This is a genomic window from Streptomyces botrytidirepellens, assembly GCF_003721215.1.
In the GTDB taxonomy this organism is placed as follows: Bacteria; Actinomycetota; Actinomycetes; order Streptomycetales; family Streptomycetaceae; genus Streptomyces; species Streptomyces himastatinicus.
On the sequence record NZ_RIBZ01000147.1, the window covers coordinates 1 to 3,494 of the forward strand.

The following is a 3,494-nucleotide window of genomic DNA, read 5'->3' on the forward strand; positions in this document are numbered from 1 at the left end:
AACTACCACCGACCCCACACCGGAATCAGCGGCCACACCCCAGCCAGCCGCATCACCAACCTCTTCGGACAACACAGCTAGGCTTTAACGCCTGACACCTCGACCGGCCACGACCGACATCCGCCACCGGCAGGCACCGACTTCGTCCGACCCCATCGTGCGCGACCGCGCACCGGGAGCACACGGAAAGCGGCGCCGTCGATCTCGAACCTCTCGTCCGAGCCAGCCGTCTGGCGTGTGACGACATCAGCCGCGCGCACTGGATGCGCGGCACGATCCCCTTCGGCCGGAGCCACCGCAGCAACGCGGTACGCGCCCACGCCCACCGCGTCGTCAACCGAGTCCAGTGGGCCGAGACGAGTCTGGACGCCGACCCGGCCGCCAACCTGCCCGTTCACGCCCGCCGCTGGCTCACCATCGCCGACCGCTACATGGCCTGCCGGATCGGCGCCCTCCTCGATGACGTCGAGTGGTCGACACCACGCCGTACGTAGGAGCCCGCCACCCCAGGCCTGCACGAACCACGCCAGGACACCGAACAACCCAACCAAAACGAGGCAGGTCTCTACATGCGGGAAACTAGGCCGGGCGGTGCAGTCGACCCGGACATCGCCCACACCTTCCGAGCGGCGGAAGACGGATACGTTTCACGGAACGCCAGCGGGTCATCTCGTGTCCGCCCTCCGTCATCGCCCGCTGCGCAGCCCATCGCATCCCGCCCGAATGCTTGACGCTGCCAGCCGGATACGATCAAGAATCCCTTGCCCAGCTCATAGCGATCACAGGATTCGTCGAGCGTGACGTGCGCATCTCAGAACAGCAGGCGGAGGAACTCGCCCATCTGGGCGAGCAACTGCTGGAACTGCACAGCGAAGGGAAGGTACAACCCCCGCTCGGGCCCTTCGAGGAACCTTCGCTCGCTCATCTGCTCCGCACCGTGTCGCGGGCGAGCTGGTAGACCGCGGTCAACCCCGACGCAGTGTCCCCCGTGACCTGAACACGCCTTCAGCTCCCACCAGCCCTACCTGGCCGACACCACGCCCGACCACCGTCCCACCCATACCGCAGGCCCTGCCGGATAAGGGTGGGGCCTGCGGCGTGACGCGCCGCTTCCTGACAGTTCTATGGCCCGAGAGGCAACACGGGACGCAGCACGCGCAACAGCCGTCTGCTGACGAGTTCGGGTCTGCTGCTCGCCGCCGCCTCCGCCATGAGCCTGGCCAAAGCAGCGGCCCCGGCCTGGACCGCCGTCCTCGCCGTGCTGGCCCTGGCTCAAACCTGGCCAGTGCATACGCCTGGTACAAGCCTGCCAGCGTGAACACCGCCGAAGCAGCGGAGCAGGGACGGTCTGAGGACGCCGCAGCCGACGGAGAGGAGGCGCCGAAGGGGCCCAGTTCCAGCTGACCCTTCGCCTTGCGCTCGGACTGCAACTCTTCCAGACCAGCGGCTCCGGCCACCACCCGCGCCCCGGCGCAGTCCACCGGGGCGACAGCCCCTGAGCCCTGGTCGCCTGACAGGCCCGGACGCCACGGCCCGCAGCCCCGTCGGTTGCGGGCCGTCATCCTTCCCACCTCCTCGCGGTTGCACCGCTAGCAGACCGCCTGGCCACCATNCCTCCTCGCGGTTGCACCGCTAGCAGACCGCCTGGCCACCATCCAGCAATGGCTGGAGAACGGCCACGGCGCCATCTTGCCGGCAGAGGCGCGCCGCGATGGCGTGGGCCCTCCGGCCCCCCCGCGTCAGCGCGCCACTGCTCCGCCCGCACCGGCTCCGGCCCGCGTCCGGCGACGACCTGCCGCATGACGCCACAGTCCAGGCCCCTCCAACACCCTCAGGAGACGTTCGTGCTCAGCATGCCCAGCACCCCGCCTGCTCCCGTCTGCATGCCTTCGCCAGCAGTCCAGGACTTCCTGCCGCTGCCGACCGACAACCTCGGCGAGCTCCCCACGGCGACGCCATGGTGTCAGCGGTGGCAGGATCGACGGCATTCATGGCGTCATACGAGTGCCGGAGGGTTTGATCCGCGCTGCTTCCAACTGGAGCCGCTCGCCGTCCGCACGGCCAAAGAGTTCGTACTTCGGCATCACTACTCCGGTTCCTACGTCCGCCAAGAAGACGTTCGGCCTGTTCAATATCGCCGACGGCGAGCCGCGTCTGAGCGGGGTGGCCGTGTTTGGACTGTCCGTCAGCAGGGCCGTACTCGAGCGCGCCCTGCCCGAGCTCGAAGCCAACGTGGCTAGCCTGGAGTGCTCACGCTTCGTTCTCCTGGACGAATGCCCGGCACCGAAAGCTGGTTCCTTGCCCGCTGTTTCGATGAACTGCTCGCCTCGGATGTCCGGGGTGTGGTCTCCTTCGCAGACCCCGTTCCACGTAGGACAAATAAGGGCGAACTGGTTGCAATTGGGCATATAGGTACGATTTATCAAGCTTCGAATGCGGCTTACACTGGCCGTGCCGCCGCACGCACGATCAAGCTGCTGCCCGACGGAACCGTCCTCAACGACCGTGCAGCCCAGAAGGTCAGAAAGCAGGAGCAAGGGCACGAATACGTCGAAGCCAAGCTCATGTCGCTCGGAGCCCCAGCGCCCCGAGCCGGCTGCAATCCGGCCTTCTGGCTGCGAGATGCCTTGCACGCGGTAGGTGCCCGCAACGTTCGCCACCGGGGTGCCCATCGGTACGTGTTCCGGCTGGGAAGGAACCAACGCGAGCGCAATCGGATCACCCTCGGATATCCGGAGATCAAGCCCTACCCCAAGCGCCCCGACCACTGCGCCCATTGACGTGCTCCCCCGCCTAGAGTCCGGGAATTCCTGCCAGGTCGTGTGAAGCACCCAGAATCTCAGCTGACCGCGCACACCGCCCTTCCACGGCCCGCTCCGGCACACGCTTCCGGATGCGGGCCGTTCACGTAAGCCAACAGGCCCGCGTCGCCGCCATTGCGCCCCTTGCCCCCCCTCATCCCACGCTCTACCAGCGGCCGGTCCACGGAACCGGCCCCTGACCGAGAGGCAACCCCATGGGATGGACGTTCTACCGGCGCGAGAAGAACGCCGAGACCAACGCGGAACACTTCGCGGCCAAACTCGACTCCCGCTACAAGATCATCGCGAACGGCACCGTCGAAGGCGTCTTCTACGCCGCCGTCCGCGACCAAACCACCAGTGAGGTCACCGCGTACGTCGCGCTGACTCGCTGGACCCGCGACCCCTACTACAATTTCGGATACAAGGACATGGACGAGAACTGTCTGCCCGGCGACCATAAGGCGCCCAAGTCCGTGCTTAACGCGCTGACCCCGACCACACACGAGGACGCGCTCACCTGGCGTGCTCACTGCCGCCACTATCACGCACAACGCGACTTCCTGCGCAAGCACTTGAAGCCAGGCACCCAGGTTCGTCTCGCCCGTGCTCTGTCCTTCACCGACGGCACCCGCACCGACACCTTCACGTACATCCGACGCGGCGGAAACACCCACGGCTTCCTGATCACCG

3 protein-coding genes are annotated in these 3,494 nt (G+C 66.8%); all 3 read left to right on the forward strand.

Annotated features, from left to right (window positions below):
* Nucleotides 1-263 precede the first annotated feature (263 nt).
* Nucleotides 264-494, forward strand: coding sequence for a hypothetical protein (locus tag EEJ42_RS10900; protein WP_246096350.1), 231 nt, complete (start codon nt 264-266; stop codon nt 492-494).
* 1,779 nt (nt 495-2,273) lie between these two features.
* Nucleotides 2,274-2,780, forward strand: a complete 507-nt coding sequence (locus tag EEJ42_RS10905) for a Mom family adenine methylcarbamoylation protein (protein WP_246096352.1) — start codon at nt 2,274-2,276, stop codon at nt 2,778-2,780.
* Nucleotides 2,781-3,016: 236 nt separating this feature from the next.
* On the forward strand, nt 3,017-3,494 hold a 478-nt coding region (locus EEJ42_RS10910; RefSeq protein WP_123099752.1), incomplete at its 3' end, for a DUF6927 domain-containing protein.

Bases quoted from the DNA above. Each gene is read 5' to 3' on its own strand.
- EEJ42_RS10905 (WP_246096352.1), top strand. From the start codon at position 2,274: ATGCCCGGCACCGAAAGCTGGTTCCTTGCCCGCTGTTTCGATGAACTG.
- EEJ42_RS10900 (WP_246096350.1), top strand. From the start codon at position 264: ATGCGCGGCACGATCCCCTTCGGCCGGAGCCACCGCAGCAACGCGGTA.